Annotated in this window: 21 protein-coding genes; 7 read left to right on the top strand and 14 right to left on the bottom strand. The window is 71.7% G+C overall.

The window, feature by feature from the left end:
* Window positions 1-215: 215 nt before the first annotated feature.
* The 6 genes from ABZ272_RS11815 to ABZ272_RS11840 form a co-directional block, all read right to left on the bottom strand.
* The gene (locus tag ABZ272_RS11815; RefSeq protein WP_355049881.1) at window positions 216-1499 is read right to left on the bottom strand and encodes an ABC transporter substrate-binding protein; all 1284 of its coding nucleotides are present in this window, start codon (window positions 1497-1499) and stop codon (window positions 216-218) included.
* 85 nt (window positions 1500-1584) lie between these two features.
* Window positions 1585-2697: a branched-chain amino acid ABC transporter permease gene (locus ABZ272_RS11820; protein ID WP_355049882.1), complete on the bottom strand. Its 1113-nt coding sequence runs from the start codon at window positions 2695-2697 to the stop codon at window positions 1585-1587.
* A complete protein-coding gene (locus tag ABZ272_RS11825) occupies window positions 2694-3572 on the bottom strand; it encodes a branched-chain amino acid ABC transporter permease (protein ID WP_355049917.1) in 879 nt (292 codons plus the stop codon). The genes ABZ272_RS11820 and ABZ272_RS11825 overlap by 4 nt, the downstream gene beginning before the upstream one ends.
* A gap of 31 nt (window positions 3573-3603) precedes the next feature.
* Entirely contained in the window at window positions 3604-4311 is a 708-nt protein-coding gene (locus tag ABZ272_RS11830) for an ABC transporter ATP-binding protein (RefSeq protein WP_355049918.1), read from the bottom strand.
* Between the two features lie 71 nt (window positions 4312-4382).
* A complete protein-coding gene (locus ABZ272_RS11835; protein WP_355049883.1) occupies window positions 4383-5168 on the bottom strand; it encodes an ATP-binding cassette domain-containing protein in 786 nt (261 codons plus the stop codon).
* Window positions 5169-5302: 134 nt separating this feature from the next.
* Window positions 5303-6202 (bottom strand): alpha/beta hydrolase, encoded by a 900-nt coding sequence (locus ABZ272_RS11840; protein ID WP_355049884.1) that lies wholly within the window; start codon window positions 6200-6202, stop codon window positions 5303-5305.
* Between the two features lie 171 nt (window positions 6203-6373).
* On the opposite strand from ABZ272_RS11840, the gene ABZ272_RS11845 reads away from it, so the two are divergent.
* The gene (locus ABZ272_RS11845; RefSeq protein ID WP_355049885.1) at window positions 6374-8635 is read left to right on the top strand and encodes a catalase; all 2262 of its coding nucleotides are present in this window, start codon (window positions 6374-6376) and stop codon (window positions 8633-8635) included.
* Between the two features lie 96 nt (window positions 8636-8731).
* On the opposite strand, the gene ABZ272_RS11850 is transcribed toward ABZ272_RS11845, so the two are convergent.
* On the bottom strand, window positions 8732-9601 hold the full coding sequence (locus ABZ272_RS11850) for an LLM class F420-dependent oxidoreductase (protein ID WP_355049886.1): 870 nt from the start codon (window positions 9599-9601) through the stop codon (window positions 8732-8734).
* 160 nt (window positions 9602-9761) lie between these two features.
* On the opposite strand from ABZ272_RS11850, the gene ABZ272_RS11855 reads away from it, so the two are divergent.
* The 3 genes from ABZ272_RS11855 to ABZ272_RS11865 are packed head-to-tail and all read left to right on the top strand — an operon-like array spanning window position 9762 to window position 13047.
* A complete protein-coding gene (locus tag ABZ272_RS11855; protein ID WP_355049887.1) occupies window positions 9762-10895 on the top strand; it encodes an acyltransferase in 1134 nt (377 codons plus the stop codon).
* Complete coding sequence (alr, locus tag ABZ272_RS11860; protein WP_355049888.1) at window positions 10892-12034, top strand: alanine racemase; 1143 nt, start codon at window positions 10892-10894, stop codon at window positions 12032-12034. Before ABZ272_RS11855 ends, alr begins: the two co-directional genes overlap by 4 nt.
* Window positions 12028-13047: a D-alanine--D-alanine ligase family protein gene (locus ABZ272_RS11865; protein WP_355049889.1), complete on the top strand. Its 1020-nt coding sequence runs from the start codon at window positions 12028-12030 to the stop codon at window positions 13045-13047. The genes alr and ABZ272_RS11865 overlap by 7 nt, the downstream gene beginning before the upstream one ends.
* Window positions 13048-13062: 15 nt before the next feature.
* On the opposite strand, the gene ABZ272_RS11870 is transcribed toward ABZ272_RS11865, so the two are convergent.
* From ABZ272_RS11870 to ABZ272_RS11885, 4 genes are read right to left on the bottom strand one after another with little or no spacing between them, the layout of a single operon-like run.
* The gene (locus tag ABZ272_RS11870; protein WP_355049890.1) at window positions 13063-13554 is read right to left on the bottom strand and encodes a hypothetical protein; all 492 of its coding nucleotides are present in this window, start codon (window positions 13552-13554) and stop codon (window positions 13063-13065) included.
* Window positions 13551-15044 (bottom strand): HAMP domain-containing sensor histidine kinase, encoded by a 1494-nt coding sequence (locus ABZ272_RS11875; RefSeq protein ID WP_355049891.1) that lies wholly within the window; start codon window positions 15042-15044, stop codon window positions 13551-13553. The genes ABZ272_RS11870 and ABZ272_RS11875 overlap by 4 nt, the downstream gene beginning before the upstream one ends.
* Entirely contained in the window at window positions 15041-15736 is a 696-nt protein-coding gene (locus tag ABZ272_RS11880; protein ID WP_355049892.1) for a response regulator transcription factor, read from the bottom strand. The genes ABZ272_RS11875 and ABZ272_RS11880 overlap by 4 nt, the downstream gene beginning before the upstream one ends.
* Window positions 15737-15752: 16 nt before the next feature.
* Window positions 15753-16733 (bottom strand): phosphatase PAP2 family protein, encoded by a 981-nt coding sequence (locus ABZ272_RS11885; RefSeq protein WP_355049893.1) that lies wholly within the window; start codon window positions 16731-16733, stop codon window positions 15753-15755.
* Window positions 16734-17009: 276 nt separating this feature from the next.
* Here ABZ272_RS11885 and ABZ272_RS11890 point away from each other — a divergent pair, with 276 nt between their 5' ends.
* On the top strand, window positions 17010-17513 hold the full coding sequence (locus ABZ272_RS11890) for a winged helix-turn-helix domain-containing protein (RefSeq protein ID WP_355049894.1): 504 nt from the start codon (window positions 17010-17012) through the stop codon (window positions 17511-17513).
* A 272-nt stretch (window positions 17514-17785) separates the two neighbouring features.
* On the opposite strand, the gene ABZ272_RS11895 is transcribed toward ABZ272_RS11890, so the two are convergent.
* Window positions 17786-22150, bottom strand: a complete 4365-nt coding sequence (locus ABZ272_RS11895; RefSeq protein ID WP_355049895.1) for a S8 family serine peptidase — start codon at window positions 22148-22150, stop codon at window positions 17786-17788.
* A 307-nt stretch (window positions 22151-22457) separates the two neighbouring features.
* Between ABZ272_RS11895 and ABZ272_RS11900 the strand changes: the two genes are divergently transcribed.
* Both ABZ272_RS11900 and ABZ272_RS11905 read left to right on the top strand, forming a co-directional pair.
* Window positions 22458-23036, top strand: a complete 579-nt coding sequence (locus ABZ272_RS11900; RefSeq protein ID WP_355049896.1) for a winged helix-turn-helix domain-containing protein — start codon at window positions 22458-22460, stop codon at window positions 23034-23036.
* 177 nt (window positions 23037-23213) lie between these two features.
* Window positions 23214-24770, top strand: coding sequence for an OFA family MFS transporter (locus ABZ272_RS11905; RefSeq protein WP_355049897.1), 1557 nt, complete (start codon window positions 23214-23216; stop codon window positions 24768-24770).
* Window positions 24771-24782: 12 nt separating this feature from the next.
* On the opposite strand, the gene nrfD is transcribed toward ABZ272_RS11905, so the two are convergent.
* Together nrfD and ABZ272_RS11915 are read right to left on the bottom strand one after the other, a co-directional pair.
* Window positions 24783-25760 (bottom strand): NrfD/PsrC family molybdoenzyme membrane anchor subunit, encoded by a 978-nt coding sequence (gene nrfD, locus ABZ272_RS11910; protein ID WP_355049898.1) that lies wholly within the window; start codon window positions 25758-25760, stop codon window positions 24783-24785.
* On the bottom strand, window positions 25757-26205 hold a 449-nt coding region (locus tag ABZ272_RS11915; protein ID WP_355049899.1), incomplete at its 5' end, for a 4Fe-4S dicluster domain-containing protein. The genes nrfD and ABZ272_RS11915, both read right to left, overlap by 4 nt.

The raw sequence follows: 26205 nt of genomic DNA on the forward strand, positions 1-26205 counted from the left end.
GCTCTGCGACGAGTCTAGACAGGCGGTGATCGGGACACTGCGCGTACGCGTGGGCGGCGTCATCCGGGCCGGCCGGATTGCATTCACGGTGCAAATAGTATGAGAGCTGTTCGGTATCGGTCAACGTCCGCCAACGCCGACCGCCGCGCACCCCCACGCGTGGTCGTACGGCCCGGACGTGGTCACCCCCGGGCCGTACGACCACATCGCGCGGGTCAGGAGGCGGTCGGCACCCCGTTCGCGGGCGGCGCGACCGGCGCGGCCGTGTACTCCTTGACCGGCCCGTCCCGCTCGTCGGTCTCGTAGGTGGGCCCGAAGTAGCTCTGGACTCCCCCGCTCACCCGGCTCAACCGCTGCCCGCCGTACCCGGAGTGGTCGTCGGCGGCGAAGCGCAACGGCGCGAGGCCGGGCCCCTGGAAGCCACCCTTCTCGACCGCGTCGACGACCTTCTCGCGGGTGACGTCCTTGCCGGCGGCGAGCAGCACCTGCACGAACAGGTAGCCGACAGACATGCCGTAGACGGTGTTGCCGTCGAACGGCGCGTCCCCGTTGTGCGATTTGTTGATCTTCATGAAGAGCTGGATCCACGGGTTCGCCGTGTCGTTCTGCATCGGCAGGTAGTTGGTGCCGACCATGCCCTCCAACAGCGGCGCGGCCGCACCGAGCTGCTTGGCCAGGGTCGGCTGGTCGGCGCCGACGTTGGACACCAGCCACTGCGGCTTGAAGCCCAGCCGCGCGGCGGTGCCGATGGACAGCGCGGTGAAGCCGGGCACGGTCGCCAGCACGACGACCTGACAACCGCCGGCCTTGAACGCGCCGATCTGCGGCGCGACGTTGGTGTTGCTGGTGACGTACGTCTGCTTGACCGCCACCGCCTGAGCGCCGAGGACCTTCTCCACGCCGGCCAGGCTGTCGCGGCCGAAGTCGTCGTCCTGACCGAGGAAGCAGACCTTCTGGCCGGCCAGGTTCCGCTTCGCGTAGTCGGCGAGGATCTTGCCCTCGACGGTGTAGTCCGGGTTGAAGCCGAACGTGCCGGGATAGGTGTCGGGCTGGTCCCAGCTCCGGCTGCCGGAGGCGACGAAGAGGTCCGGCACCCGGTTGCTCTTGAGGAAGTCGAGCACACCGCTGTGGGTCGGCGTGCCGAGGCCGTTGAGGATGGCGAAGACCTTGTCCTGCAACACGAGCTGGCGTACCACCTGTTGGGTGTTCGCCGGGTTGTAGCCGTCGTCCATGACCTTGTAGGTGATCTTCCGGCCGTGCACGCCGCCGTTGGCGTTGACGTAGTCGAAGTACGCCTTCGTCGCCGGCGCGATCTTGGAGTAGCCGGCCGAGGCCGGCCCGGTGAGCGGCATGTGGGTGCCGACGACGATCTCGGTGTCGGTGACCCCCGGCACCGACCTCCCGCCGGAGGCGGGACCGTCGTCGCCACAGCCAGCGGCGGCGATGAGCAGAACGATGGAGCTGGCGATCGCGAGACCGCGTCGCGCCATAGGGTGCATGGGAGACACCGACCTTTCTCGGTCCGGTTGGGTGGGAGCGGTGTGGTGGGTGGAGCGCCCGGCGAAGGCCGGGCCGGAAAACAGCTCAGGAACGTCGCGCCGGCCACCGGGCAAGCAGCGCCCGACCGAGGCGGGCCAGCAGACCCTGCACGCCGCCGGGCGCGGCGATCATCACGACGATCAAAGTGATGCCGAAGATCGCCAGCGGAAGGTTGCCCTCCAGTCGCTGCGCCACCGCCGGCGAGAGGGTGAGCAGCTCGGTCACGGAATGGGTGAGATCGGGCAGGGCGACCAGCAGCACGGCCCCCCAGAGCGCGCCGGCGAGGCGACCGAGACCGCCGATCACCACGGCCATCAGCAGGAACAGCGACAGCGTCAGCGAGAACGCCCCGGGCGACACGCTCTGCGCCAGCACGGCGAGCAGGCCACCGCCGAGCCCGGCGGTCGCGGCGCTGACCACGAACGCGAGAACCTGGGTACGGGCCACGTGGATGCCCGCGAGTCGGGCCGCCACCTCGTCGTCGCGGACGGCCCGGAAGGTCCGCCCGTACCGGCTGCGGACCAGGTTCGCCAGCAGCAGCAGCGCCAGCAGCGTGGCGGCGCCGGAGACCCAGAGCTGCCACCGCTCGTACGGGAAGTAGGGGCCCAGCGCCAGCGGCGGCGGCTCCACCGGCACCGAGAGCCCCTGCTCGCCGCCCAGGACGCCGTCGAAGGTGACGGCCAGCGCCGGCACGACGACGGCCACCGCGAGCGTCACCCCGGCCAGGTAGGGGCCGCGTAGCCGGGCCGCCGCCACACCGACCACCGCGCCGACCACGACCGTGCCCAGCACCGCCGTGAGCAGTGACAGCGCCAACAACCAGCCGCCGGTCCACCCCCGGTCCAGGAACGCGTTCTGGCACAGCGCCACCGCGTACGCCCCGGTCGCCATCAACGCCCCGTGCCCCAGCGAGAGCTGCCCGTTGAGCCCGGTGAGGACGGTCAACCCGGCGGTGGCGCAGAGGTACGCCGCGATCGTGGCGAGCTGGAAGTTGCGGAACGGCTCGACGGCGTAGCTGACCGCCACCAGCAGCGCCCCCACGGCGAGCGCCACGGCCAGGTGCCGCAGCAGGGTGGAGCCCCGTCGCGGCTCGGGCGGGCGGTCACCGGTGTCGGCCGGCCGGTGTTTCGGCGGCAGGGCCGCCCGGGTCGCGCTCACACCCGCCTCGCCGCGACCGGGGCGAACAGCCCGCCGGGCCGCACCAGCAGCACCGCCAGCAGCAGGACGAGCACCGCCAGCGGGGTGAGGTCGCTGCCGGCGTACCCGCTCACGTAGGAGAGCAGCAGCCCCACCGCGAGGCCGCCGACGACCGCCCCCGGTGGACTGTCCAGCCCACCCACCACCGCCGCGGTGAACGCCGAGACGAACACCAGGTCCATGGCGTGCGGGTGCAGGCCCAGTTCGGTGGGGATGACCAGCATCGCGGCGAGCGCGCCCACGCCCGAGGCCAACGCCCAGCCGAGCGTCAACATGCCGCCGACGTTCACCCCGAGCAGTCGGGAGACCTCCGGCGCGAACGCCGCCGCGCGCATCCGCAACCCGATCGAGGTACGGGCGAACATCCAGCCCAGCCCGCTCACCACCACGGCGATCGTGGCGAAGACGAACAGGTCGTACGGCGACAGCACGGCGATCCCGCCGACGGTGAGGGCGGACCGGCTGAACGGGACCTCGGCGGGGCGGAACTCGTTGCCGTACACCATGCCCAGCACCGCCTGGATCAGCAGCACCAGACCGAGCGCGACGATGACCGGGTTGAGCGGTGACGCGTGGTCGACGTGCCGCATCACGAACCGGTCCACCAGCGCCCCGAGCAGCAGGCCGGCGACGATCGCGACGACGAAGCCGAGCCAGTAGACGCCCGTCGCGGCGGACACCGAGTACGCGACGTACGCGGCGGCGACGGCCATCGCGCCCTGGGCGAAGTTCACGACCCGCGCGGCCCGCCAGATGAGCACCAGCGCGAGCGCGAACGCGGCGTACACCGCGCCCCGGGACAGACCGTCGACGGTGAGGAAGACGAAGCGGTCCAACTGTTCTCCCTCCAGGGACATCCGGTGCTGGTCAGAAACCGAGGTACGCGTGGCGCAGGTCGACGTCGTCGCGCAGGGTCGCCGCCGGGGCGGCGATCACCACCTGGCCGAGGGACATCACGAGGCCCTGGTCGGCGACGGCGAGTGCGCTGCGCACGTTCTGCTCGACCAGCAGCACGGTCAGGCCGGTCTGGTCGCGCAACTGGCGCAGCAGGGCCATGATCCGGGCGACCACCCGGGGCGCCAGGCCCAGCGAAGGCTCGTCCAGCAGCAGCAGGCGCGGCCGTCCGACCAGCGCCCGGCCGAGCGCGAGCATCTGCCGTTCGCCGCCGGAGAGCTGGTGGCCGAGGTGACGTCGACGCCGCGCGAGGGGCTCGAACAGCTCGTAGACCTCGTCGAGGGCGCGGCCGGCGTCCGCGCGGTCGCGTCGCCACAACCCACCGAGCCGCAGGTTCTCGTCGACCGTCAGCTCGCCGATCACGCCCCGACCCTCCGGGACGTGCGCCATCCCGCGCCGTACGAGCTGTTCCACCGGCGTACCCCGCAGGTCTTCCCCGGCGAGGACGACCTGGCCGGCGGCCGGCCGGATCATGCCGGAGAGCGCCCGCAGCAGGGTCGTCTTGCCGGCGCCGTTGGCGCCGACGACGGCGGCGATGGTGCCGGCCGGCACGGTGAGGTCGACGGCCCGCAGCACCGGCGCGGCCCCGTAACCGGCCACCAGCCCCCGGACCACGAGCAGATCCGGCGCGCTACCTGAGCCTTCTTTCGTTCGCGACTGCGGGGCTCGCAAACCCGGCTCACTCCTCGCGCTCACGGTGCGGGCTCCTCGACGAGGGCCCCGAGGTAGGCGTCGGTGACGGCCGTGTCGTCGCGGATCTCGTCCGGCGGCCCGGTGGCGATCACCCGGCCGAAGTCGAGGACCACGATCTCGTCGCAGACGTCCATCACCAGGTCCATGTGGTGCTCGACGAGCAGCACCGCGCACGGGTCGACGTCCCGCCGGGGCAGCCGCCGGATCAGGTCCGCCAGCTCGGCGATGTCGTCGGCGCCGAGGCCGCCGGCGGGTTCGTCGAGCAGCAGCAGCCGGGGTCGCGCGGCGAGCGCGCGGGCCAGGGCGACCCGCTGGCGTACGGCGAACGGAAGCGTGCCCGGCGCGGCCTCGGCGTGCTCGACGATGCCCAGATCGTCGAGGACGTCCAGGGCGTGTCGGCGCAGCCGGCGCTCGTCGCGGTCGCTGCGGGGCAACCCGAACAGAGCCGCCGCGAAACCCGCACGGGCGGTGTGGGACGCGCCGGTCATCACGTTCTCCACCACGCTGAGCCCCGCGAAGAGCCCGGTCCCCTGGAGGGTCCGGGCGATTCCGAGCCGGGTCAACCGGTGGGGCTGGGGGCGCAGCGGCCGACCGTCGAGGGTGATCGAGCCCGTCTGCGGTGTGACGAAACCGCAGACCACGTTGAACAGGGTGGTCTTGCCGGCGCCGTTGGGCCCGATCACGCCGACCACCCGCGAGGGTGGCACCCGGAGCGAGACGTGGTCGAGGGCGGTGAGGCCGCCGAAACGGACGCCGATGTCGTGCAGTTCGAGGCCGCGCTCCATGCACCCATCCCTCTGCCGTGGCGGGTGTTATTTACACTCGCAGTGTACGTTTCTCGGTGATCGCGTCAAGACCCCTCGATGCGCCCGAACGGCCGGGACGGCCGCCGTGGGGCGACCGTCCCGGAGGTGCGCGCTCAGGCGCTCGGGCAGGTGTTGCGGTATTCCTCGATCTGCGACCCGCTGGGGCCCGGGCAGAGGAACTGCTCGTAGCGGGTGTCGTCGTCGACGAACCGCTTGAGCCAGGCCACCATCTGCCGCGCCGTCGGCGTGTTGACCGTCTGCGGGAAGAAGTGGCTCGCCCCGTTCAACTCCAGGTAGGCCTTCTCGGCCGACGACGGGATGCTGTTGTAGAACGGCACCGAGTGCGTGGCGACCGGCGCGACGGTGTCGCTCTCGCCGCCGATGATCAGCGTCGGTACGCGCAGCTCGGACCAGCTCTTGTCCGTGTTCCAGGGCGCGAGGGGCACCGCGGCCTGCAACGACGGTCGGGACGAGGCCGCCTCCAGGCTGCCTCCGCCGCCCATCGAGTGGCCGGCCACCGCGAGCCGGCTGCTGTCGATCCGGCTCCGCACCGAGCTGCGCTGGGTGAGGTAGTCCAGCGCGGCGAGCAACTGCCGGCCCCGGCTGTCCGGCTGGTCCAGCCGCGTGATGGTCTCGATGCCGATCACCACGAAGCCGTGCGAGGCGATCCGTGGGCCGAGCCAGCTGATGCTGGACCAGGCGGCGGTGTAGCCGGGCGAGATGGCGACGGCGCCGAAGGTGCCCTCGCTGGTGCTGGTCGGGTAGTAGATGACCCCGCCGCCGAAGCCGGTGACGCTCAGCGACGACACGCTCTGCGACGCGGTGGCGAAGGGGCCGCGGCTGGCCTCCAGGATCGCGGTGGTCGGGTCGGGACCCCGGTCGTACGGGCCGGCCGCCTGTGCGGCACCCGTCGGTCCGACGAGAACACCGGCGACGAACAGGGTGGCGGCCAGCGCGAGCCGGGCGGCTCGGGCGGGCAGGGAACGGGGACGGGTGGTGGTTGGTGACGACACGTCGGGCACTCCCTAGAGTCGAGCAATATCGACGTTCGTCAGTGTTGTTCGCCGGGGCCGGTCGGCACATCGGTGAAATCACCAGTCCCGGATTTATCGTGCGTTTCGACCCTCAAGGCAGGGGTAGGGGTGCAGGGGCCTGCCCAAACGCTCCAGCGAGAGGTTCGCCCAGTGGATTCCAGCAAGCCCGCCGAGACGGTCAAGAACGTCGTGAAGACCGCCTCCGAGAAGATCGCCGACGCCCTCACGCCGGACGTGCCGGGCGCACCCGGCAGCGCACCGCCCACCGTCGAGGAGCCGACCGCGCCGCACGACCCGCTGCCACCCAGGACCGAACAGGGCGCGCCGCAGACGCGCACGCCCACCGGCGCCGAGACCGGCGCGCCGACGAGCGCGAACGGCCAGCAGGGCGCGTACCTGACGACGGCGAACGGGACCCGGCTGCGCGACACCGACCACTCGCTCAAGGCCGGCCCCCGGGGACCGGTCCTGCTCCAGGACCACCACCTGCGCGAAAAGATCACGCACTTCGACCACGAGCGTATCCCGGAGCGCGTGGTGCACGCGCGGGGCGCGGGCGCGCACGGGGTCTTTACCGCCCACGGCACCGCCGAGGCGGTCACGAGGGCCGGCTTCCTCAAGAAGGGTCGGGAGACGGAGGTCTTCGTCCGGTTCTCCACCGTCCTCGGATCGCGCGGCTCGGCCGACACCGTCCGGGACACCCGGGGCTTCGCCACCAAGTTCTACACCGACGAGGGCACCTTCGACCTGGTCGGCAACAACATGCCGGTCTTCTTCATCCAGGACGCCATCAAGTTCCCGGACATCATCCACGCGGCGAAGCCGCACCCGGACCGGGAGATCCCGCAGGCGCAGAGCGCGCACGACACCTTCTGGGACTTCGTCTCGCTGCACACCGAGGCGCAGCACCACACCATGTGGAACATGTCCGACCGGGGCATCCCGCGCTCGTACCGGACCATGGAGGGCTTCGGCGTCCACACCTTCCGCCTCGTGAACGAGGCCGGCGAGACGGTGCTGGCCAAGTTCCACTGGAAGCCGAAGCTCGGCGTGCACTCCCTGACCTGGGAGGAGGCACAGATGCTCGGCGGCATGGACCCCGACTTCCACCGCCGGGACCTCTACGACGCGATCGAGGCGGGCGCGTTCCCCGAGTGGGAACTCGGCATCCAGGTCTTCCCTGACACCCCCGAGGAGACGTTCGCCGGCATCGACCTGCTGGACGCCACGAAGATGGTCCCGGAGGAGCTGGCGGAGGTGCAGCCGGTCGGCCGGCTGGTCCTCAACCGGACGCCGACGAACTTCTTCGCCGAGACCGAGCAGGTCGCCTTCCACCTCGGCCACCTGCCGCCCGGCATCGACGTCACGAACGATCCGCTGCTACAGGGGCGGCTCTTCTCGTACGTCGACACGCAGCTCACCCGCCTCGGCGGGCCGAACTTCACGCAGATCCCGATCAACCGTCCGCACGCGGCCGTCAACGACATGCTGCGCGACGGCTTCCACCAGCACGCCGTGCACGCCGGCGTGGCACCGTACCGGCCGAACTCCCTCGACGGCGGCAACCCCTTCGAAGCCGGCGACGCCGAGCACGCCTTCGTCGACGTGCCGGTGACGGTGGCGCAGGCGCCCAAGGTCCGCGCGAACCCCGCGTCCTTCGACGACCACTACAGCCAGGTACGGCTGTTCTGGCTGAGCATGTCGCCGGTCGAGCGGGAGCACATCATCCGGGCGTACACCTTCGAGCTGGGCAAGTGCTACCACCAGGCGATCAAGGAACGCCAACTTCGGTGCCTCGCCAACATCGACGCGGTGCTGTGCGAGCAGGTGGCCACCGGCCTGGGGCTGCCCGCGCCGCAGCCCACGGTGACGCCCGTCGACGTCACGCCGAGCCCGGCCCTGTCGCAGGTCGGCGGGGAGTGGCCGGCCGACGGCCGCACTGTCGGGATCGTCGTCGACCCCGACGGTGACCTGGACGACGTCGACGAGGTCCGCCGGGCCGTCTTCGACGCCGGCATGGTGCCGCTGCTGATCGCCCCCCACGGTGGCCTGGTGGGCGACCTGACGGTCCAGCGGACCTTCGCCACCGGCCGGTCGGTCGAGTTCGACGCGCTCCTGCTGGCCGGGGCGCCGGTACCCGCGCCCGACGCGCTGCCCGCCCGCGACGCCAAGGCCGGTCAGCCGGACGCCGCGACCGTCGACCCGCGCGTGCTGCTCCTGGTCGAGGAGTGCTGGCGGCACGCCAAGGCGATCGGCGCGTGGGGCGCCGGTGTCACCGTGCTGGAGCAGGCCGGGGTGGCCGGCACCCCCGGCATCGTGGCCGCCGGCTCCGGCGCCGAGGCGCTGACCGGGGTGCAGCGGTTGCTGGCCGCGCACCGGGTCTGGGAGAGGTTCCCCGCCTCGGTCGGTTGATCCGACATCGACGAGGGCCGTCCCCCGCTTCGGCGGGTGGGCGGCCCTCGTCGTCGAATTGGCCTTCCGCGTCCAGCGTGGTCGGCCGCGCCGACGTCAGCCGATGTCGGCCAGCCGCGGCAGCACCTCGTCGCCGAGCCGCCGGGCGAACTCCACGGGGTGCCGGTCCGGCGTGACCTGCACCTCGGTGACGCCCAGCGCGGCATAGTCGGACACCTCGGCGAGGAACGCGTCGAGATCCTCCAGCGGCGGCTTGGAGGCCAACACGGTCTTGGTGATGCTGTCGTAGTCACGGCCCTCGGCGGCGCAGTGCGCGCGCAGCACGTCCAGCTTGTGCGCGATCCCCTCGGCGCCCGTGCCGAACAGGTTGCAGGCGTCGGCGTACCGGGCGACCAGCAGCAGTGTCTTCTTCTCGCCGCTGCCGCCGATCATGATGGGCGGGTGCGGGCGACTCAACGGCTGGGGCGAGTTGATCGTCTCCGTGAGCTGGTAGTGCCGCCCGTCGAACGGCCCGTCGTCGTCACTCCACATCTGCTTGCAGATCCGCAGCGTCTCCTCCAGTCGCTCGAACCGCTCGGCGACCGGCACCACGGGCACGCCGAGTCCCCGCTGCTCCCGCTCGTACCAGGACGCCCCGATGCCGAGCCGGGCCCGGCCGCCGGAGAGCACGTCGAGGGTCGTCACGGTCTTGGCCAGCAGCCCCGGATAGCGGTACATCACACCGGTGACCAGTACACCCAGCGTCATCCGCCGGGTCTGCGCCGCGACGTAACCCAACGTGGTGTAAGCCTCCAGCATCGGCTCCTCGGCCGGTGCCAGCGCCTCCATCTGGAAGAAGTGGTCCATGACCGTGAACGAGGCCACTCCGGCCTGTTCGGCGATGGTTGCCGCCTCGCTGAGGGTCGGCGCGATGGCCGCCGGATCGGCCGGAGTCGAGAAGTTCCAGTAGTGCAGACCGAGCTTCATGTTCGGCACCTCCGCGATCGAGCCTAGTAGCGTTCCCGGGTTCCCAACGCGTCGTCGGCACGATGGTGGTGGTCCCGGTCCGACGCGCTGACGGAGTCCATTACCGGATCATGACAATTCGAGGATCAGGCGCGGATATCCCGCTGGCACCTTCTGCTGAGTGATCCAAGAGCTGTCTCTCACCGAGCCACGACCGGGCGGGTACGACCCCGACGCGCGCGTCCGGTTCCGCCACCGCCGGCAGGCCGACACCGGCGGACCGCAACGGGTGCAGTGGGCCGACGCCGCGAAGGGCGGGTGCATCGTCCTCGTCGTCGGATGGCACGTCGTCGTCAAGGACTACCTGCGGATCGACTGGCACGTGGGCGTACCCGTGCCGGGCCTGTGGGGCACGCTGGGTGAGCAGCTACTGCCGCTGCGTATGCCGCTCTTCTTCACCATCAGCGGCCTCTTCGCGGCCAACGCCGTACGGCGGCCCTGGCGCGCCGTCGCCCGGGGCCGCATCGCCGGGTTCCTCTACCTGTACGCCCTCTGGCTGCTCATCCACACGGCGGTCCTGGCCGTGGCACCGGACTTCCCGACCGACCGGGCCACGTCCGCCCTCGGTCTGCTGGCGCAGCTGACCGTCACGCCCTCCAACCTCTGGTACCTGTACGCCCTGGCGCTCTACTTCACGCTCGCCAAGGCGACCCGCCGGCTGCCTCGGTCGCTGGTCGTCGTACCCGCCGCCGTGCTGTCCGCCGTCACCGCCGCCGGCCTGCTGGCCACGCCGGGCAACCGGGGCGGCCTCTACCAGAACCTGATCTTCTTCCTGGCCGGCCTGTACCTACGGGCGCACATCCAGCGGTGGGCCGCCACCGCCACCCGGCGTCGACTGGCGCTGACCGGCGGGGCGTACGCCGTCGCGCTCGCCGTGATGGCGGCGGCCGGCGCGCAGCGCTGGTTCGGCGTCTGGCCGGCGGTCTCCGTCGTCGCGGTGGCCTTCGGCGTCACCGCCGCCGCCCGGCTGGTCCGGTGGCCCGCTCTCGGCGACCGGCTGGCCGCGCTCGGGCGTATCACGTTGCCCATCTACGTCATCCACATGCCGCTGCTGGCCCTGCTGCACCGCCTGCTGGCCGGCCCGGTCTCCGAGCTGGACGCGGGCGCTCAGGGCCTGATCGTGCTGGGCTACCCGATCCTGCTGACCGCGCTCGTCGCCGGGCTGAGCCTGGCCGTGCACCGTGCGCTGCTGGCGGTGCACGCCCGGTGGCTGTTCGCGCTCCCCGGGACGCGTCGCGAGGCGGTCGCCGGATGAGCGCGTTGGCCGAGGCGGTGATCGACCTCGGAGCGATCGCCGACAACGTACGGAGGATCGCCGCCGTCACGGGCACGGAGCTGATGGCGGTGGTGAAGGCCGACGGGTTCGGGCACGGCGCGGCGCCGGTCGCCCGGGCCGCGCTGCGCGGCGGCGCCACCTGGCTGGGCGTGACCTCGGCGGCCGAGGCGCTGGCCCTGCGCGCCGCGGGCATCACCGCCCCCACGTTGAGCTGGCTGCACCGCCCGGACGACGACTTCACCGGGTTGATCCTCGCGGGCGTCGACGTGGGCGTCTCGACGATCACCCACCTGCACGCGCTCGCCGACGCGGCCCTGCGGGTCGGCGTGTCCGCGACGGCGCAGCTCAAGGCCGACACGGGCCTCACCCGCAACGGCGCCGGCCGCGACGACTGGCCCGACCTGGTGGCCTGGGCCCGCAAGTACGAGGTCGAGGGCACGGTCCGGGTACGCGGCGTGTGGTCCCACCTCGCCGACGCGGACGTACCGGGCGCGCCCGCGCTGGCCGGTCAGGTGCGGACGTTCGCCGAGGCGCTGCGCGTCGCCCGGACCGCCGGCCTGGACCCCGACCTCGTCCACCTGGCCAACTCGGCGGCGGCGCTGTCCGCGCCCCGGACCCGCTTCGACCTCTGCCGGATCGGGTTGGCCCTCTACGGCGTCGACCCGTTCGGCGCGGTCGGTCCCGGGGCGTTCGGGCTGCATGCCGCCCTGACGCTGCGCACGACCGTGGTGAACGTGAAGCGGGTGCCGGCCGGCACCGGCGTCTCGTACGGGCCGGAGCACGTGACCTCCGCCCCGACGACGCTGGCGCTGTTGCCGCTCGGCTACGCCGACGGGCTGCCCCGCGCCACCGAGGGCCGGGCCGAGGTCTGGCTCGGCGGCCGGCGCTGCCCGGTGGTCGGGCGGATCGCCATGGACCAGTGCGTGGTCGATGTGGGTGACCTGGCGGTGCGGATCGGCGACCCGGTCGTCGTGATCGGCACGGGACGCGACGACGACGCGCCGACCGTCACCGAGTGGGCGCGGTGGGCCGGCACCAACCCGCACGAGATCTTGACCGGAATCGGGGCGCGGGTGGGCCGCGTCCATCTCCACGAAAGGGCGGACGTCGCATGTTGACGCGACTGGCAGTGCTGTACGGCGGGCGGAGCGGCGAACACGAGGTGTCGCGGCGCTCGGGGGCCGCCATCCTCGCCGGTCTGGACCGGGAGCGGTACCAGGTCACCGAGGTGCTCATCGACACCGACGGCGGCTGGCACGTCGACGGTCGTCCGATGGGCCTGCCGCAGGCGTTACGGGTGCTGCGCGCCCAGGACGTGGTGTTCCCGGCCCTGCACGGCCCGTACGGCGAGGACGGCACGGTCGCGTCGCTGCTGGAATGGCTCGGCGTGCCGTACGTCGGCAACGGGGTGTTCGCCAGCGCGGCGGGCATGGACAAGGGCGTCACCAAGCGGCTGCTCGCCGCGGAGGGCCTGCGGGTCAGCCCGGGTGTGACCCTGCGCCCCGGGGAGACCCTGTCGCCGGCCGACCAGCAGCGGCTGGGCCTGCCGGTCTTCGTGAAGCCGGCGCGGGCGGGGTCCAGCCTGGGCGTGGTCCGGGTGACGGATTGGTCGGCGCTGCCCGCCGCGCTCGCGCAGGCCCGGGAGGTCGATCCGAAGGTGCTCGTCGAACAGGGCGCGCAGGGCCGGGAGATCGACATCGCAGTCCTGCAGCACCCCGACGGACGGGTGCAGGCCGGTCCGCCGCTGGAGATCCGGGTCAGCGGCGCGGGCTTCTTCGACTACGACGCGAAGTACGACGGCGGGGCGGTCTTCCAGATCCCGGCCCAGCTCGACCCGGCCACCACCGAGGTGCTCCAGGACCGGGCCGTCCGCGCCTTCGAGGCCCTCGACTGCCGGGGGCTGCTGCGGGTCGACTTCTTCCTCCCCCACGAGGGCGCCGAGCCCATCGTCAACGAGGTCAACACGTTTCCCGGCTTCACCGCCGAGTCGCAGTTCCCGCAGATCTGGCAGCGGGCGGGCATCGAGTTCCCCGCCCTGCTCGACATTCTGGTGGCCGGCACGCTCACCGACCGGAGTCGGGTCCTCTCCCCGGGGCTGCTCCGACCGGAACGGGCGGTCGATCTGGTGTGAACGGCGTCGCCCCGGTCACTCGATGGGGCAGGACCAGGGCGGCCGGGTGCCGTCCGAGCCGACGAGGGTGACCGGGGCGGAAGTGGGCTGCTGGCCGGCGAGCGCCACGGTGCAGATGATCTGGTTGGCCGCGAGGGTGGACAGCGGCAGCACGGCGCCCTTGAACCGCACCGTGATGCCGGGCTCGTCGGTGCTCGGTGTCATGCTCACCGGCCCGGCCTCGGCCGGCACCTCGCTGGTGAGCCCCGCGCTCCGCTCGGCCTCGGTGGGACCGGACACGAGCAGCACGAGTGTCTCCAGCGGTGGCCCGGGCACGTTCTTCACCGGCCGGACGACAAGCGCCAGTTCGCCGTCCGCGATCAGGTAGAGGCCCCTACCGGCGAACGGGCCGCTCACCGCGGAGCGGCCCGTGATGACGTCGCTGGGCCGTACTCCACAGCCCGCTGTGAGCAGCGCGACCAGGAGCGCGACCGCGAGCAGCGCCCGGGTTCCGCGACGGCGGCTCACCGTACGCCTCCGGCGTCCGCGGCTGTCCGTACGCCTCCGGTGTGCACGGTCTCGGACGCCAACCGGGGCAGGCGGAGCGTGAACACCGCTCCGCCCCGTGGGTGGTTGCCCGCCACCAGGCTCCCCGACTGCCCGGCGTGCCGGTGCAGGCGCGCGTTCTCCCACGCGATGGCGAGTCCGAGGCCGCTGCCCTCCGAGCGGGTCCGGGCGGTGTCCGCCTTGTAGAAGCGGTCGAACACGTGCGGCAGCACCTCCGGGTCCAACCCCGGTCCCTGGTCGGTGACCTCGATCGTGAACCAGTCGGGTTCGGCAACAAGACGGACGGACACCGGCTCCGTGCCGTGCCGGAAGGCGTTGCCGACCAGGTTGGCGACGATGACGTCGAGCCGCCGGGGATCGAGCCGGGCGACGACACCGGACGGCAGGTCCGCCCGTACCCGGTCGGCCCACCCCCGCAGCCGCAGCGTCGCGGTGACCGCCGCGGCGACGTCGACGTCGTCGAGGGCGAGCCGGGCGGTGCCGGAGTCGAACCGGCTGACCTCGATGAGGTCGTTGACGAGCTGGGTGAGGCTCTGCGTCTCCTGACTGACCAGCCGGGCGGCGCGGCCGGCGTCTCCCGGCAGCCGGTCCGCCTCCTCGTCGAGCACGTCGGTGACCGCCGTCATGGCGGCCAGCGGTGTACGGAGTTCGTGGGACACGTCGGCCACGAAGCGCCGCGCGTCGGCCTCCATCCGCCGCAGCTCACCGACCTGACGCTCGATGGTCGCAGCGGTGTCGTTGAAGGTGCGCGTGACGTCGGCCAGCTCGTCGACGCCCCGGACGGTCAGCCGGGCGGACAGGTCTCCCTCGCCGAGCCGGCGGGCCGCGCGACCCAGCTCGCGTACCGGCCGCAGCACCCCCTGGGCGGCCAGCAGGGCCAGCAGGACCGCGAGGATCAGGGAGAGCCCGCCGGTCACCCACGCGAGGGTGGCGAGCCGGTCGATGCTCTGCTGCTCGGAGGCGAGGCTGCGCACCGAGTAGACCTCCACTCCGGACGCCACGCTCGTGCCGTCGGACCCGTCGAGCCGGAGCTGTGTGCCGATGAGCAGCACGGGATGTCCGCCACGGTCGACGCGTTGCCAGGCGATCTGACCGTCCGCCACCTCCTGCCGCAGCTGCGGGGTGAGCTGTTCGGCGCCCCCGCCGCCCGACGACCACCGCCCCCGGTAGTGCACCACGGCGTAGCTGTCCCGGTCGGAGAGCCTCCCCGCCAACAGGTCCATCTCCTCCTGGCCGGGCGGCAGGCTCAGCACCGGGTACACCTTCGAGAGCTGGTCGGTCAGTGCGGCCACCGCCGCGTCCTGCGCCTGCTGGAGGATGACGGTCCGCGCCTGGAAGTAGCTGCCGCTGGCCACCACCGCCGTGGTGGTCACGCCCAGCAGGGCGAACGCCAGGAGCAGCCGGGTGCGCAGGCCCATCGCCATGGCGCGGGCCCGGTGCCAGGGGGTCACAGCGGCCCGAACCGGTATCCGAAGCCGCGTACCGTCTGGATGTAGACCGGCGTCGAGGGCTCGTCCTCGATCTTGGCGCGGAGCCGCTGGACGCAGGCGTCCACCAACCGCGAGTCGCCTAGGTAGCCGTGCTCCCAGACGGCCTCCAGCAGTTGCTGGCGGCTGAGCACCTGGCCCGGCGTGTGCGAGAGTTCGAGCAGCAGACGCAGCTCGGTCGGGGCCAGGCCGACCGGCACGCCGTCCTTGGTGACCACCAGCGCGGCACGGTCGATGGTCAGGGCGCCGTGCCGGTGCAGCCCGGGCCGCTCGCTGCCGGGGCGTCGTGAGTCGCCGCCGGTGCGTCGCAGCACGGCGCGGATCCGCGCCTCGAGCACCCGGGCCTGTACCGGCTTGACCACGTAGTCGTCGGCGCCCGCCTCCAGGCCCGCCACCACGTCCATGTCGTCGTTGCGCGCGGTGAGCATGATGATGGGCAGGTCACCGTCCTGGCGAATGCGACGGCAGACCTCGAACCCGTCCATGCCGGGCAGCATGATGTCGAGGACCACCACGTCGGAGGCGCTCGTCCGCAGCCGCTCCAGACCCTGTTCACCGGTCGCCACGGCGACCACGGTGTGGCCCTGCCGGGTGAGCGCCAACTGCAGTCCGTCGCGGACCGTCTGGTGATCTTCGATCAGCAGGACCTGGGGCATGCCGTCAAGTATCCCATCACGAAGTTTGTTCATATTTGTCGATGCCTCGCGCCCGTCCGACGAACTCCACCGACCGGATCAGGAACGCCGCCACGCCCACCGCCAGCATCGTCGACGCGGTCGCCAGCAGGACGGCCAGGAACGGTCCCCACCGCAGTTCGGCGGCCAGACCGGGAACCAGCACCCGAACCGCCCAGACCAGTACGACCAGCCCCACCGCGCCCTCGACGAGAGCACGCCGGACCCGCCCGGAGGTCGGCCCGGCGGGCGGACGGAGCGCGTCACTGCCGGACCGGGCCGCCAACGCGGCCGCCGCCAGGCAGAACAGCGCCATGCTCAGCAGGACGCCCCCGAGCACGTCACTGAACCGGTGCCATCCCGCGATCATGGTGGCCGCGCCGATCACCGAGACACCCGCCGCGCCGGGTACCACCAGCCACCGTCTGGCCGGGCCCGGCGCCGCCAGCAGGAACGCCAGCGCCAGGGCCGTCGCCACCGCGACGTGGCCACTGGGAAAGCTGTTGTGGGTGGTCGAATTGGGAACCGCGAGGTCCGGGCGGGGCAGCGCCGACTTCGCCACGCCGGCCGTCAGCACGGCGGTGAGCACCATGCCGACGCCCACGACGCCGGGCAGCAGCCGACGGCCGAGCAGGCCCACCACCAGCACGGCGGTGAGCAGGACGGCCAGCGGCGCGGGCTGACCGAAGTGCCGCAGCACGACCGTGGCCGGACCGAGCAGGCCGCCGGCCTGCTCGTAACCCCCACCCCGCTCGGCGCGCGGCAGGAGCAGCCCGTCGACCCACTGACCGGGCTGGGTCCACACGAAGACCACGCCGACCAGACACAGCGCGAGCAGGCAGCAGACGCCCGCCGCGAGCAGCCGGAGAGCCGGTGGCGCGGCGGGCCGGCCGGGGGCCAGCGCGCGCGCCGGGCCGGGCGACCGCGCCGGTGGCGGCACCGACGAGCGACCGATGGGGTACGACGATCCGTGGGACATGCGACCATGCTCGGCCCGCCAGATCCGGGGGCTGTCCGTGAATTGTCTTGGTTCTGTCACAACCAACGCTCGTACCGGAGAAAACCGGGCGATCCTCCCCCGCGAACGTCCTGCCGCCCGCGCCGCCCAGACGTGAACCTTCATTCACATGCTTACATGCAACTATGTTTTACCTGGCCGAGACGAGCCGTCACTAAGATCAAGACGCCGATCGATGATTCTCGGCGGTGCGAAAACCATCCGGAGTGTTCGTGGGGAACCGGAAGGGGTTGGGCAATGCACGGGGTTTCGGTCGCTCCACTCGTCATCGGCATCGCGTCGTCACCGGCCGAGCGCCGGCAGTTGGCACGCCTGCTCGGCGGCAGCGACGCCTTCCTGATCGTCTCCAACGTCGAGCAGGCTCGGGAGTTCCTCGGGGTGGGCGACCTGCCCCCCGTCGTACCTCCCCCGACCCCGCCCGCACGGGCGGAGGTGGCGCGGCGCCCGCAGCCGCCGCCCGACCTGAGCGTCGACTCCGACCGCCGGGTGCTGCGCTGGCGCGACCAGGAGATCGACCTGACCCGCCTGGAACACGACGTGCTGCTCTGCCTCGTCGACGCTCCCGGGCAGGTCTGGACGTACGAGCGGCTGCACCTCGAGGTCTGGGGCAACCGGCACCTGGGCCGCGGGTCCGACATGCACTCGGTCGTGCGTCGGGTACGCCGCAAGCTCGCCCGGCTCGACGCCGCCGCGACGATCCACGCGGTTCGTGGGGTCGGCTTCCGGCTCGTACCGATCTAGGCAGTGTCCTCAAAGGTTCACCACCATTGGGGTAGCGCGCCGATGGTGATGGTGGCCGCGACCAGCGCGGTCGAGGACCAGGTGCTGAGCGGCGGCGGTGATGCTGATGAGCGTGATGCCGGTGAGTCATCTAGATGACTCACCGGCATCACGCTCATCAGGGTGGTGTCAGGAGCCTTTGAAGACACGGCCTGAGGCCTGCTTCCTGAGAACGGGCCGGCCCGCCTGGTCGAGGACCAGGCGGGCCGGATCACTGCGTCAGCGCTCTGCTGTCAGCACCGGATCGGTGCCAACCCGAAGTTCTCCACCGTGGGAGTGGTGGTGCTGATCTTCGTCTGACGGGTCTGGGGCTTCCAGCCGTCCTTGGCGACGATCAACGTGAGCGGGTTGTTCCGGCGGTCCATCCAGTAGGCGTAGTTACCGGCGGCGTCGGTCGCGAAGGTGAACGACATCGCCCACGAGTCGACCTGGACCACCGCACCGGCGATCGGCGCGGTCGCGCCCGCGCAGCTCGTCCCGGTCACCGTACCCATCAGCTTGCCCCAGGTCTTCGGGGGCGTCACGATCATGGTCACCGCCACCGGCGGCACCGAGTACGGCGTGTTCTCCCGGATCGTGACCGCAGCCGAGTAGGTGCCCGGCTGGTCCACGTTCGCGGTCAACCCGACGGTGACCGTGACCTTCTCCCCCGGCGCGAGGGTGGCTGTGGTCTTGTCGATCGTCATCCAGCTGACGTCGGCCGCCGCCTCGGCGCACCCCTCGAAGCCCGGCAGCGCCTCGCTGTCCGGTGCCGCGTTGAAGCTGCCGGACGAGCCACCGATCTTGTAGAAGCCACACGCCGCGCCACCCCGGTACCGGGCGGTGTTGGCGTTCGGCAGGTTCGACCACGAACTGGTGGCCGGGTCGAAGGCGAAACCGGCGTTGGTGATGGCGCCGCCCTGCGAACCGCCCACGACCAGCAGCTTGCCGCTGGCCACCGCGTACGAGCTGGCCCAGTTGTCGGTCGGCGCGTCCGCGATCGCGGTCCAGGTGTTGGCGCCCGGGTCGTAGGCGTAGCTGGCCTTCTGCGCCGCGGTGCCGTCGTTGCCACCGGTGCAGTAGAGGACGCCGTCGATCCCGCCGCAGGAGGCGAAGGCCACCGACTTCGGGTAGTTGGCCACCGTCTCCCAGGTGTCGGTGCCGGGGGTGTAGCGGACCACGGTGTTCGACATCGGCACGCAGGCCGCGGTCGTGCAGCCGCCCACCGCGTAGAGCTTGCCGTCGACGACCGCCTGCCCGGCCGCGGCCCGTGGCGCGGGGTTGTCGGCCAGCTCGGTCCAGGTGTTGGCCGCCGGGTCGTACGACCAGGTGGCGGCGTCCGGACCGGAGTCGCCCCAGCCGCCCGTTGCGATGATCTTTCCGGCGACCACGCCGACGGTCAGCGCGTTGCGGGCGCCGGGAAGATCGGCGGCAGCCGTCCAGGCCTGCGCGACCGGGTCGTAGGCGTAGGTCTTCGCGGTGGAGGCGGTTCCGTCACCACCACCGATCGAGTACACCTTGCCGTCCAGGGTGACCACCCGATTGTCCATGATGTTGCCCGGGTAGTCGGCGATGTCGGTCCACGGCGCGGCCTGCGGACCGGCCGCCGCGGCCGTCGCCGTCGCCGCCTTGCCGGACGACCTGGCCGCGACCGACGTCGGTGCCGTCAGCCGTTGCTCGGCCGCGCCGGCCGCACCGAGCGCCTGCTGCCGGGTCACCCGCGAGCCGTCGGCCCGCAGCAGCTCGAAGCCGTCGTCCCGCTCACCGAAGGCGACCTCGACGGGGGCGCCGCCGGTGTTGGTCACGGTGAACGTCCTGGTCGCCTTGCCGCTGGGCATCTGGAGCGTCGCGCTCAGCGCGGCGGGTGTCACCGACAGGCGGCCGGCCGCGAGGACGAAGTTCGCGGTCGTCGCCCAGTCCGGCTCGACGTCGACCTGCTTGGTCTGGCTGACGTAGCTGCCGGCCGTCGCGGTGAACTTGTGGGTACCGGTGAGCGTCGAGTAGATCCAGTAGAAACCGTCCGGCAGCCCCGGGTCGTCCGGGGTCGCCACGGTCACCGCCTTCTCGGCGGGCCGGTCGTTGCTGGTGACGGTGGCGCCGTTGAGGTAGCTGTCGTCGTTCTTGTCGCGGACGTTGCCCACGACCAGACCGCCGTCGACCGGCACGCAGGTGACCTGGCTGCCGATCAGGACGTTGTCGACCTCCCACCACCAGTCGTACTTGGCGTCGTAGTAGTGGAACCGCACCTGGACCTGCGACTTGCCGGCCGCCTGCGGGATCGGGATCTCGGTGAGCTTCGGTCCCCGGACGTCGGTCTCCTGCCGCAGGACGTTCGTCCAGGTGGCTCCCCCGTCGATGCTCAGGTCGACATCGGCGGTGTCGTCGTTGAGCTGGTTGAAGTCCTGGTTGAACCGGATGACCGGGGCGCTGACGGCGGTCAGGTCGACGACCGGGCTGACCAGGGAGCTGTCCTGGGTCTTGCCCGCGCCGTAGTCGTCACTGTCGATCATCGCGAAGTTGCCGGTGCCACCGGTCAGGTTGCCCCGGCCACCGTCGTCGGTGAACTTCCACACCTGCCCGCCGCCGACGTTGTCCACCACCGTCCAACCGGCCGGGGTGGTCGTCGCGTCGAAGGTCTCGTACTCGCCGTCGGAGCCGAACGTGTAGCCGGGGGCCGTCGTGCACCTGGTGGTGTCCACCGGCACCGCGACGTTGGCCGTCACGTTGCGGGTGCCGACCACGACCTCCTTGGTGACCTTCTGGTAGCCCGGGTACTGCACCTCGTACGTCAGGGTGTACGTCTGCCCGGCCGGCAACGTGATGCTGTAGCGGCCGTTCGACGGGGTGGTGTAGTCGTACACGCCGGCCGGGCCGCTCACCGTCACCTTGGCGTACAGCGGCCAGCCGTGGCCGGAGCCGTCGGTGACCGAGCCGGTGACGTTGACGCGCGGCACCGCCGTCAGGGCGACGTCGAGCGTCGTGGTCGTGCGGTTGGTGACCGTCGCCGTCTTCGTGGCGCTGCCGTATCCGAACGCGGACACGACGACCTGGTAGTCACCGGTCGGGAGGAGGGTCGAGTACGTGCCGTCGGCGCCCGTGGTGATCTCGCGCGCGGTCGGGCCGGTGAGCGTCAGGGTCGCGCCGGCGATCGGGGCGCCGGTGGCCGCGTCGGTGACCGTGCCGGCCAGGGTGCCGACGTCGCCGGTGGGGGCGGCGTTGAGCAGCGCGAGGGCGTCCAGCCGGCCCTCACCCCAGACGTTGTTGTCCGCGGCGGTGCCACCGCACTGGTCGTCGGCCTTGTCGATCGCGGTGCCGTTGAGCAGCGCGCGCGTCGCGTCGACGTCACCGACCAGCGTGGGTGCCGCCGAGTACAGCAGGGCGATCGCGCCCACCAGGTGCGGTGCGGCCATCGACGTGCCGCTGGCGGTGCCGTACCCGTTGCCGGGAACGCTCGACCGCACGTTCACGCCGGGCGCGGAGATGTTGGGCTTGATCTCGCCGTTCTGCCCGACGCCGCGCGCCGAGAAGCTGGCGATGTTGTTGTTGACGTCGTACGCGCCCGCCGAGTAGTTGCTGGCCAGGCTTCCCGGCGAACCGCTGGTCTGGCACGCCGGTCCGCTGTTGCCGTTGGAGAACACCCCGAAGATGCCCGAGGCGGCCCAGGCCAGGGTCACGTCCTCCATGAACGGCTCGTTGGACGGCAGTCGGGTGCCCCACGAGTTGTTGATAATGTTGGGGCGCTTGCTCGCGTCCGGGTTCTGGCCGTTCGAGTCGGTCGGCTCGAGCATCCACTGACCGGATTCGATCAGCGCCTCGTCGGTGGGGCAGCAGCCGTTCGCCGCGATCCACTTGACGCCGGGCGCGACACCGATCTGGTTCGCGCCGGCGGAGCCGGCCATGGTGCCCATGGTGTGCGTACCGTGGCCGTCGTCGTCGCAGGGCGCGCCGTCGCACGTCCCGGCGGCGTCGAACCAGTTGTAGTCGTGGTCGAACGTGCCGTCGCCGTTGTTGCCACGGTAGGAGTTCACCAGGGCCGGGTGGTCGTACTGCACACCGCTGTCGATGCTCGCGATGGTGACGCCCTCGCCGGTCACGCCGTACTGGGACCAGACGTCGTCGGCGTTGATGTTGGCGACGCCCCACTCGACGGCGTTGACGGTCTTCTCGTCGGTCCCCTTGGTCAGTTTCGGCAGCTCGTAGGCGACCGGGGCGTAGAGGCCCTCGACCTCACTGCGGGCGGCGAACTGCTGGGCCATCGCCAGGGAGCCGCTGTTCACCTTGATGGCGTTGGTGGCCCAGAAGCTCTGGTACTTCGTACCCGAGCTGTCGAGTTCGGCGCGGACCTTGCTCTGGCTCCCGGCGGCGCTGTCCCGCAGCGCCTGGGCCACGGCCGCGCCCCGCTTGGTCCAGTCCTTGATGGCGCTGGCCTTGCTCAGGTCCGCGCGGTCCTTGAACCGAATCCAGAAGTCCCCTGCGCTCTTGGCCTCGAACTGCTTGGCGAGTTCCGGCCGGATCTTGTCCCCGACGGCGGTGCCCGTCGAGCCGGGCGCGGCCTGCGCCCCGGAGCTGAAGCTGGCCAGGCAGGTGGCGGCGAGGACCAGCGCCACGCCGGCGCTCACCGCCGATCTGGCCGTTCGTCTCCATGGTGGACGTCTGAACATCGGTGCCGCCTTCCTCAGAACGACCCAGGGGTGTACGTGGGCCATGGTGGGAAGTGCACGAGATCCACTCGACGGAACCGAGCGAACGGACCCCTTCATGCCTCCCCCATGCACCGCGCGGGTCACGCCGGTTGCCCGAGTGGACACTATGATCGAGAGGAAAGGACGATCAAGAACTTGCTGTGAGCATCTTGTCGCTACCGGTTGCCCTGCTGGTGACGCGCTTGCCAAACTTTGTCAGGACCATGACGATGGGTGGGCAGGGATGCCCATCGATTCAGGCGGTGCGGTGGCGGAGACCGACGACGCGGCGTTGGACGGGGGCGACCCGGCCGACGAGGAGTTTCCGCTGCTGATCGCGGTGACGCCGTCACCCCGCGAGCGCATCCGACTCGCGGAGCGGCTCGACGGGGTCGCGCCGCTGCTGCTGGTGGCCGACCTCGACGAGCTGCGCCGGCTGATCGGGGCGCCGCAGCGGCGGCCCGGGCCGCCGGACGAGCCGTCGCCGGGTCGTACGCCCACGGCCGAGCCCCACCCCGCCCTGGTCGTCGACTCGGCCCGCTCCACCGCCCGGTACGGAGCGCGCGAGGTCGGCCTGACCCGGTTGGAACACGATCTGCTGATCTGCCTCACCACCGAGCCGGTCCGGGTGTGGAGCTACGCCGAGCTGCACCGGTCGGTGTGGCACGACGAGGCGCGCGCGCACCGGGCGGACGTCCAGTCGCTGGTGAAGCGGCTGCGACGCAAGCTGGTGGTCCTCGGCACCGGCGCCACGATCGAAGTGGTGCGTGGCGTCGGGCTGCGGCTCACGGACCGGCAGGATCCGCGGATCGGGCGTGCCTGACTGCTGCCTGATTCAGGCAGTTCGTCAGCACGGGCCGACCGCCACGGCCCGGGTCAGCGCGTTTTCCCATATCCGCAAGGAGCGCCGTACGGGCACGTAACGTGAGCTACAGCCGATCAACGGCGAACGCCGGACGCGCCCGCCGCCTGCCCGCTCAGCCGCAGGAGGTGAGAGCCCATGCTGTCGGTATTCGATCCCCGGCACACCGTCGCTCCCCCGGGATACAGCCGTTGGCTCATCCCGACCGCGGCGCTGGCCGTGCACGTGTGCATCGGTCAGGTCTACGCGACGAGCGTCTACAAGAACTCGCTCATCGCGCACTTCGACGCGAGCCAGACGGCGATCGGGGCGATCTTCAGCATCGCCATCGTCATGCTGGGATCGTCGGCGGCGGTGGGCGGCCGGTGGGTGGAGCGCAACGGCCCGCGCCGGGCGATGTTCGTCTCCGCCTGCTTCTGGGCAACCGGCTTCCTGGTCGGCGCGCTCGGCATCGCGACCCAGCAACTCTGGCTGCTCTACCTCGGCTACGGCGTCATCGGCGGCATCGGACTGGGCATCGGCTACATCTCGCCCGTCTCCACGCTGATCAAGTGGTTCCCGGACCGGCCGGGGCTCGCCACCGGCCTGGCGATCATGGGGTTCGGCGGTGGCGCTCTGGTCGCCGGACCGCTCGCGCGCCAACTGCTGTCGCTCTACGACGCCGACTACAACCCGGCCAACCCGGCGGCGGTGGCGTCCGGGTCCGCCCTCGTGGGACTGTTCGTCACGTTCGGCATCGGCTACTTCGTGATCATGATGTTCGCTCCGTTCAACGTGCGGGTGCCGCCGCCCGACTGGCGGCCCGCCGGGTTCGACCCCGATCGGGTCGCGGCCCGACCGCTGGTGACGAGGGCGAGCGTCTCCGCGTCCAACGCCGTACGCACCCGCTCGTTCTGGCTGCTGTGGATCGTGCTGTTCTGCAACGTCACGGCGGGCATCGGTATCCTGGAACAGGCCAGTCCGTTGATCCAGGACTTCTTCCGGGACAACGGGTCCACCTCGGTGTCGGTGTCGGCGGCGGCCGGCTTCGTGGGTGTGCTGTCGCTGTTCAACATGGCCGGCCGATTCGTCTGGTCGACGACGTCGGACCTGATCGGCCGCAAACCGATCTACCTGATCTACCTCGGCGTCGGCATGGTGCTCTACGCCCTGCTCGCCGTGGCCGGTCACGCCGCGACGGCGCTCGTCGTGCTGATCGCCGCCCTGATCATCTCCTTCTACGGCGGCGGGTTCGCCACCATGCCCGCCTACCTGCGGGACCTCTTCGGCACCTTCCAGGTCGGCGCCATCCACGGACGACTGCTCACCGCCTGGTCGGCGGCGGGCGTCGCCGGTCCGCTGATCGTCAACCGGATCCTCGACGCCCAGGGCAAGCCCGGAACGCTCACCGCCTCGGCGTACCGGCCCGCGCTGTTCACCATGGTCGGCGTGCTCGCCATCGGCTTCGTCGCCAACCTGCTGGTCCGCCCGGTGCCCGACCGGTTCCACGAGCCGGACCGGGGGTCGACCTCGCCGGTGGCGCGCGCCAGCGTCACCGAGCCGGTCGCCCTCGGGCCGCGGAGCACCCCGCCGGTGCCCGAACACGTCGGCGCTCAGACCGGGCGGCTCTGGCTGTCCTGGCTGCTCGTCGCGGTGCTGCTCGGCTACGGCATCGTCGAGACCGTCAGGACGGCCGCGAAGCTGTTCACGGGCTGAGGCGACCGGCGTTCACCGCGCGGGGCGGTCAGCGCCGGCCGGCGCCGGGCCGCCGTCGGCGAGGCGGTTCCGCTGGGGTACGACCGTGTACCTCGGATCGCGCGCGGACACCGAGCCGGCCTCGAAGATCCCGAACCGGGTGGCCACCGACGAGGCCACCAGGGCCGCCCCGGAGAGCACCGACAGGAGCCGGCTGCGTCGGGAGAGCAGCGCGGCGACCGCGCCGACGCTGATCAACACGTTGCCCGCCCGGACCAGGCCGCCACTGTGACCGCTGCGGTAGGGCTCGCCCGTGACCGGCAGCCGTTCCATCCGGTGACCGCCGACCAGCTTGAGGGCCGCGCCGGCGACGGCGAGCCGTCGCAGCGGTGCGGTCTCGGCGGGGGGCGCCACGATGAGGCCGACCCCGGCGGCCGCGACGAGCGCGCTGCCGCCGAAGACGAACGGCAGATCGGGGTACGCGTCGTGCCAGGCCGGTACGGCGGTGTCGGCGAGCAGGACCCCGGTGTACGTGGCCAGCGCCGGCGCGGTGGCCGCCGCGGCGAGACCGGCGATGTCGCCGACGGCGGGCGCCAGCCGACGGGCGAGGCCCAGCACACCGTGCCGCGGCAGCCGGGGCGCGAGTTCGGCGACCGCGGCCACCCCGGCGGCCGGGCCGAACGCGGTGAGGATCCAGGTGCCCATCGACATGGGCGAGGTCGGTTTGGCGACCCGCAGCATGTGGTGGAACCGTGCCGGCCGACCGAGGTCGTGCACCAACAGGTAGGCGCTGGCGAGGATGCCACCGAAGGCCGTCCAGCGGCCCACCTGGCGCAGCTCGGGACGGCCGGTCAGTTGGGCGCCCGCGCCGATCAGGGCGCCGCCGGCGGCGAGGCCCCCGGTGAACAGGTATCCGGCGATGTCGCGCTTCCACACCGGCGCCTTGAGGATCGGCCGGCCGTAGTAGGAGCTGAAGTCGGCCGGTGGCACGGTCAGCTGCTCGCGGGTCATGGCCGCCTGCCGAGGAACGCGCCCACCGTGACGGCGGCCATCGTCAGGGCGGCGATGCCCGCGTGTTTCCACATGGTCGGTAGGTCTCGGGTGGTCACCACCGGGTCCGGTGGCAACCCGTACACCTCCGGCTCGTCGAGCAGCAGGAAGAACGCGCCGTCACCACCCACCCCATCGTCCGGATCGTGCCCGTACAGGCGGGCCTCGGGAACCCCCCGCCCGTGCAACGTGGCCACCCGCGCGGCGGCCCGCTCCCGCAACTCCTCCAGCGGCCCGTACTGAATCGACTCCGTCGGACACGCCTGCGCACACGCCGGCGTCATCCCCGCCCCGAGACGGTCGTAACACAACGTGCACTTCCACGCCCGACCATCACCCCTACGCTGATCGATCACCCCGTACGGACACGCCGAAATGCAGTACCCACACCCATTACAGATGTCCT

This window comes from Micromonospora sp. NPDC005979 (genome assembly GCF_040614415.1).
Classification (GTDB): Bacteria; Actinomycetota; Actinomycetes; order Mycobacteriales; family Micromonosporaceae; genus Micromonospora.

Coding starts and splice junctions, on each gene's coding strand:
- ABZ272_RS11880 (WP_355049892.1), bottom strand. CDS start 15,736: ATGCCCCAGGTCCTGCTGATCGAAGATCACCAGACGGTCCGCGACGGA.
- ABZ272_RS11900 (WP_355049896.1), top strand. CDS start 22,458: ATGCCCATCGATTCAGGCGGTGCGGTGGCGGAGACCGACGACGCGGCG.
- nrfD (WP_355049898.1), bottom strand. CDS start 25,760: ATGACCCGCGAGCAGCTGACCGTGCCACCGGCCGACTTCAGCTCCTAC.
- ABZ272_RS11905 (WP_355049897.1), top strand. CDS start 23,214: ATGCTGTCGGTATTCGATCCCCGGCACACCGTCGCTCCCCCGGGATAC.
- ABZ272_RS11850 (WP_355049886.1), bottom strand. CDS start 9,601: ATGAAGCTCGGTCTGCACTACTGGAACTTCTCGACTCCGGCCGATCCG.
- ABZ272_RS11890 (WP_355049894.1), top strand. CDS start 17,010: ATGCACGGGGTTTCGGTCGCTCCACTCGTCATCGGCATCGCGTCGTCA.
- ABZ272_RS11885 (WP_355049893.1), bottom strand. CDS start 16,733: ATGTCCCACGGATCGTCGTACCCCATCGGTCGCTCGTCGGTGCCGCCA.
- ABZ272_RS11815 (WP_355049881.1), bottom strand. CDS start 1,499: ATGCACCCTATGGCGCGACGCGGTCTCGCGATCGCCAGCTCCATCGTT.
- ABZ272_RS11835 (WP_355049883.1), bottom strand. CDS start 5,168: ATGGAGCGCGGCCTCGAACTGCACGACATCGGCGTCCGTTTCGGCGGC.
- ABZ272_RS11865 (WP_355049889.1), top strand. CDS start 12,028: ATGTTGACGCGACTGGCAGTGCTGTACGGCGGGCGGAGCGGCGAACAC.
- alr (WP_355049888.1), top strand. CDS start 10,892: ATGAGCGCGTTGGCCGAGGCGGTGATCGACCTCGGAGCGATCGCCGAC.